The organism is Myxococcales bacterium (assembly GCA_012517325.1).
Classification (GTDB): domain Bacteria; phylum Lernaellota; class Lernaellaia; order Lernaellales; family Lernaellaceae; genus JAAYVF01.
In genome coordinates this window covers 1-5,819 of record JAAYVF010000077.1, presented here as the reverse complement: position 1 = coordinate 5,819, position 5,819 = coordinate 1, and the positions used below count along the sequence as shown (strand labels likewise).

Below are 5,819 nucleotides of genomic sequence, written 5' to 3'. Positions count from 1 at the left end.
AAGCCCGATGCAAAACGGAAAATCGAAAGGGAACAACCAACTGGACGTGGGTCTATCAGGCCTCGGCTCCGAACTCTACGTAACCAAGGGGACATTTTTGCTGCACAGTTGAGGGGACATATTGCCTAAGTATAAACACTTCACCGGGCCGTCGATCATGCCGGCTGGAGTAGTTGTCGCCGGGCGGAAGCTAGGCGAAGTCCGCCTGCGTGACGCGCAGGATTTCTTCGAGCGAGGTGATGCCCTTGATGACCTTGTCGGCGCCGTCCATCCGCAACGTTTCCATGTGGTTTTTTTCGACGGCGTACTTTTTGATCGTCGTCGAATCGACGTTCTGCAGCACCATGGCGCGCAATTCGTCGGTCACCTGCAGCATTTCGTAGATCGCCGTCCGGCCGGTGTAGCCGGTATTCAGGCACGAAGAACAGCCGACGTGCTGGTAAAGCTTGCCGCCTTCCAGCCGCTTCTGATCCAGGTCGATCAGCGAAAGTTGCGCGGCCGTCGGGATGTACGATTTTTTGCATTCGTTGCACAACACGCGCACCAGGCGCTGGGCGATGACGCCGGCCAGCGAGCTGGCGACCAGGAACGGTTCGACGCCCATATCCACCAAGCGGGTCAGGGCGCTGGCGGAATCGTTGGTGTGCAGGGTGGAAAACACCAAGTGGCCGGTGAGCGAGGCTTGAATGGCGATTTCGGCGGTTTCGAGGTCGCGGATTTCGCCGACGAGTATGATGTCCGGGTCCTGGCGCAGGAAGGACCGCAGGCCGGAGGCGAAAGTCAGGTTGATCTTCGGATTGACCTGCATCTGGCCAATGCCGCGAATCTGGTATTCGATCGGATCCTCGACGGTGAGGATGTTGACGTCCGGCGTGTTGCGGCGCACCAGCGCGGCGTACAGCGTCGTGGTTTTTCCGGAGCCGGTCGGGCCGGTGACCAGCAGAATGCCGTACGGCCGGTTGATCAGGTCCAGCAGCATGTCGAATTTCTTGCCGCCCAGGCCCAGGTCGTTCAGGTCGAGGCGCACCGAGGATTTATCGAGCAAGCGCATGACCACCCGTTCGCCGTGGGCGGTCGGAATGATGCTGGTGCGGATGTCGATGTCCTTGCCGGCGATCTTGATGCGGATGCGGCCGTCCTGCGGCAGGCGCTTTTCGGCGATGTTCAGGCTCGCCATGATCTTGATGCGGCTGGCGATCGACGATTGGAACCGCTTGGGCGGCTTCATGATCTCGTACAGCACGCCGTCGATGCGGAAGCGCACCACGATGTCGTTTTCGAACGGCTCGATGTGAATATCGCTGGCCCGTTCCTTGACCGCCCGGAACAACAGGTGGTTGACCAGGCGGATGATCGGCGCTTCCTCGTCCTCCACGTCGATCAGGTCGGGCGCTTCCTCGTAGGATTCGCCGTAGCCCTGCGTCTCCTCGAGGTTGCTCATCACCTCGTCGGTGGTGTCGCTCATCTTGTCGTAGGTCAGGTTGATCGTGTCGAAGATCGTGCCGGCCGGGGCGACGATCGGCTCGATCTCGTTGGTTAAAAACAAGCTGAGGTCGTCGAGGGTGCGGTAATCCAGCGGATCGGCACAGGCGACCATGATGCGGCCGTTGCTCTGATCCACGCCCATCGGCAGCACCATCTTGCGCTTGGCGTAGGCGATCGGGATTTTCGAAATGAGCGTGGCGTCGATTTCCTCGGGCACGATTTTTTCGTGGAAGGGCAAACCGAGCTGGCGCGCCAAGGCCTGCAAGACCTGGATTTCGGTGACCAGCTTCATGCGCATCAGCACTTCGCCGATGCGACCGCCCTTTTCGCGCTGCGCTTCCAGCGCCTCGTCGACCTGGGCGGCCGACACCAATCCCATCTCGATCAGGATTTCGCCGAGCCGTTGCCGCATGGCGGTTTATTGCCCTCCCTGGTTGCCGCCGAAATCGGTATCGCCGGAATTGTCGGTGGAGTCGCCGCGATCATCGCTCGGCGGGGTTTCCTCGCCGGAATCCTTTTCCTCGGTTCCCGGCTCGGTGGTCGCGCCGGCGTTGCGCTTGGTCGGATCGATCTCGATCGCCGTCGGCTCTTCCTTGCGGAAAATGCGTTCGTTGGGCTGGATTTTCTCCTCGTCGAGATTGTCGCGCCGTTGGATGCGATTTTCCTGCCGGAACTGCTCGAGGCGGTAATTGGCCATCCGGGTGACTTCCTCGAGATCGCCGTTGTCCTTGATGATGTAGGGCGTGATGAAGATCAGCAGGTTGGTTTTTTCCACCTTCCGCTTGCTGCTCTTGAACAGGTAGCCGAGGATCGGAATGTCGCCGAAGACCGGCACTTTGGCCTCGGTGTAGGAGATGTTGTCCTTCATCAGGCCGCCGATCACCACGGTCTGCCGGCTCTTCACGACGACGACCGTGTCGGCGCTGCGTTTCGCGGTGGTGACGCCGACCTGGCTGGCGGAGAGGCCCGAGGGGCTGTCGGTGACCGACGAGGATTCCTGGTAGATCATCAGGCGGACCATGTCGGATTCGTTGATCGTCGGGGTGATGCGCAGCGTGATGCCGACGTCCTTGCGCTCGATGGTCGTGGTCGGGTTGTTGAAAGCCTGCGAGTAGATCTGACCGGTGACGAACGGGATGTTGTCGGCGATGACGATTTCGGCTTCCTCGTTGTCGGTGGTCAGGATGTGCGGCGTCGCCATGATGTTGACGTCGCGGTCGCTCTGCATCGCGCGGAACAACGCGCCGATGTTCGGATAGGTTTCGCCGCCGAAGGTGATGGTGCCGTCGGCCGCGCCGAGCGCGAAGCCGGTGATACCCAGCGGGTTGGCGGCCGCCGACTGGATGCCGCCGTAATTGGAGCCGCCCAGCACCTGCACGCCGTCCTCGCTGGTGTCGTTGGTCGTCCGGAATTCGAAGCCGACATCCAGGCCGCGTTCGGCGGTGATTTCGGCGATCATCACCTCGACGTAGACCTGCGGCCGCGGGATATCGAGTTTGGCGATGACCTCGCGCAGGATTTCCATGTCGCGGTTGCTGGCGATGATGACCAGGCTGTTGGTCGCCGGGTCGGCGGTGATCCGCACCGCGCCCTCGAAGTCGGCGAGGAACCGGCCGCTGGTTTGCGCGATGCCACGCGTCGGATTGCCGGCATCGCGGTTGAGGCCACCGGTGCCGAGCGTCCCGCTGGAGCTGCCGCTCAGGCCGCCGGCGGCGCCGCCGAAGCGCGACGAAAAGGCGTTGGCGACGCTGCCGGCCCGGCTGTTGGAGCCGTAGCCGCCCGTCGTGCCGCCCATGCGCCGCTGGTTCTGCCGCGAGGAATAGCCGCCGAGGCTGCTGCCGCCGCCGGTGCCCGCCAGATCGGCGAGGATGCCGGCCAGTTCGACCGCGTCGGCGTTTTCCAGGTAAACGACGTGAATCTTGCCTTCGCCGCCGGGCAAGGGCTGATCGAGCTTCGCGACCACGTCGCGCACCCGTTTAATGGCATATTTGCTGCCTTTGACCACCAGGCTGTTGGTGCGGCCGTCGGGAATGATGCGCAGGGTTTCGCCCGCGGCCACCGATTGCGAGAAGCCGCTGCTGCCCGGCGTCGTCGCGCCGCCCGGCGTCCGGCGGCCCAGCCGCTGCATCCGTTGCTGCATCAACCGTTCGCGCAATTGGCTGACCGAACCGGCGCCGCCCAAGGTGCTGCTGCCGGTCGACAAACCAGTCGCTTTGGTTTCGCTGTCGAACAACTGCATGATGACGTCGGCCACCGTATCGGCCGAGGCGTATTCGATCGGAATGACCTCGAGGATCTGCTCGGTGCCCTCGACATCCAGTTTTTGCAGGATGCGGAACAACCGATTGATGTTGGCCGCCGAGTCCATGATGATCAGCATGTTGCTCGGGCCGTAGGCGAAAATGTTGCCGTCGGAACTGACCAGCGACCGGAAGCCGCTGGCGATTTCCACTGCGTCGAGGTTCTGCAACGGGATCAACTGCGTGATGTATTTTTCGTTGTCGCGGCCGAGCCCCTCGGTGTTGGTGTCGATCGGTTGGGTCTGGGCTTCGGCGCGTTTGATGATCTTGGTCAGCTTGCCGACCTTCACCGTGGTCAGGCCGTTGACGTACAACACGGAAAGAAAAACGTCGTAGGCTTCGGCGGGAGTGATGCAGGTCGGCGAGATGATGGTGACGGTGCCGGTGATCGCCTTGTCGAGCATGAAATTCTGATCGGTCATCGTGGCCATCGTTTTGACGATGTCCCGGATGTCGGCTTCATTGAAGTTGACGCGCACCAAACCTTCCGGGCATTCGGCGACTTCCGCTTCCGGCGCCGTCGGCGCCTTCAGCGCCGGTTCCGTCTCGCCTTTGCCGGCCGGTTCTTCCGTTTTATCGTTGTCATCGTCCTGGGCCGCGGCCATCGCCGGCCACCCGCAGACCGTCGCCACGCACAGCGTGAGCGCCAGCCAAATAAGGAGGTTTCCCAAACGCCAACCGTTATGCCGAAAATTCATACTTTCTCCCGTTCCCCCATACATCCTCGTCGCGTCGGTCGGGGCTATTTCACGGTGTAGGACAAGGTCTGTTTCTGGCCCCCGCGCGTGACGTCGATGCTGATGTTTTTGGCGGTGCGGAGTTCCTGGAACAATCGCAATCCGTCCTCGGGACCTTTGATCTCCACGGAATTGACCCGGTGGAGGACGTCGCCGTTTTGCAAGCCGATCTTCCCGTACAAACTGTCTTTCTTGATCCGCATCAATTTAAAGCCGACGATCTGGCCGTTCTCGATTTTCGGCATGATGCGGGCGCCCCGCATCATCGAGGCCATGTCCTCGAACGCGTTTTCGATCACGGAACTGTCGACGACAAAATCGTTCTGGCCGACTTTTTTGATGCCGTCGGCGACCTGGGTGCCCTTGGTTTTATCCCAACGATCGCCCAGGAGCTGGGCCGTGCCCAGTTCCGGCAGCTTGATGATTTTGTGACTGCCCTGATGCAGCAACTCGACCTCGCGGCCGCGGATCGCCAACACCTCGGCCTCGCCGGCGATTTGATCGCCCACCTTGTAAACCTCGGTGCGGTTGTCATGCTTGGTATTGATCAAGGCGTAGGAAATTTCCGGCAGGCCGGCCACGACGCCCAAAAGCACGAAGTCGTCGGAAGTGATCAGCGGGCCCTTGTCCTTTTTATTCAGGCTGGCTTCCATGTTCATGCCGGGCGAATAGAACAGGCTGCGTTTGACGACGATGTCGAAGTCGTTGATGGACGTATAGGCGTTGGTGGCGGCGCCGCCCGCGGCCATATTGATGGTGGGTTGAACCGCCAGCGCGCCCCGCAAATAGATGGAAACGGCATTGGCTGAAAGATAGGCGCACAGAACGACCACGCCCAGGCGGACCGCCCACAAGTACTTCTTGATTAACTCGAAATAAATCATTCCGCGCCTTTACACAATTCCCCTTATGCCTTCCTCCGGGGAAAGCGGCCGAACGATAACAAGATGCGCCTGATTTTGCAAGCGACCCGCGATCCCGAACACCCCCGCCGCCCAAGAATTTCCAACACTTGGACACGCCGGAGCCGGCCGGGTTCAAAAACCCGCCCCGACCGTCGACGAAGAACCGGCCCTTCCCCGCGTCGAGGGCCGTTCGGCGAGAGGACAAATAATCCCAAACAAGTGATATTGTCGCGAAAATTCACCACAAACGAGCTGTTTATACTTAGGCAATATGTCCCCTTAACTGTGCAGCAAAAATGTCCCCTTGGTTACGTAGAGTTCGGAGCCGAGGCCTGATAGACCCACGTCCAGTTGGTTGTTCCCTTTCGATTTTCCGTTTTGCATCGGGCTTT

General features: G+C 60.8%; 3 protein-coding genes. All 3 read right to left on the bottom strand.

The annotated features are described in order from the left end of the window. Positions 1-190: 190 nt before the first annotated feature. From gspE to GX444_13565, 3 genes are read right to left on the bottom strand one after another with little or no spacing between them, the layout of a single operon-like run. Positions 191-1,897 carry a type II secretion system ATPase GspE gene (gene gspE / locus GX444_13575; GenBank protein ID NLH49612.1) on the bottom strand — a complete coding sequence of 569 codons (1,707 nt, stop codon included), beginning with the start codon at positions 1,895-1,897 and terminating at the stop codon, positions 191-193. A gap of 6 nt (positions 1,898-1,903) precedes the next feature. Next, positions 1,904-4,483 carry a type II secretion system secretin GspD gene (gspD, locus tag GX444_13570; GenBank protein ID NLH49611.1) on the bottom strand — a complete coding sequence of 860 codons (2,580 nt, stop codon included), beginning with the start codon at positions 4,481-4,483 and terminating at the stop codon, positions 1,904-1,906. Positions 4,484-4,527: 44 nt separating this feature from the next. After that, positions 4,528-5,406 (bottom strand): hypothetical protein, encoded by an 879-nt coding sequence (locus tag GX444_13565; protein NLH49610.1) that lies wholly within the window; start codon positions 5,404-5,406, stop codon positions 4,528-4,530. Positions 5,407-5,819 lie beyond the last annotated feature (413 nt).

Coding starts and splice junctions, on each gene's coding strand:
- gspD (NLH49611.1), bottom strand. CDS start 4,483: ATGAATTTTCGGCATAACGGTTGGCGTTTGGGAAACCTCCTTATTTGG.
- GX444_13565 (NLH49610.1), bottom strand. CDS start 5,406: ATGATTTATTTCGAGTTAATCAAGAAGTACTTGTGGGCGGTCCGCCTG.
- gspE (NLH49612.1), bottom strand. CDS start 1,897: ATGCGGCAACGGCTCGGCGAAATCCTGATCGAGATGGGATTGGTGTCG.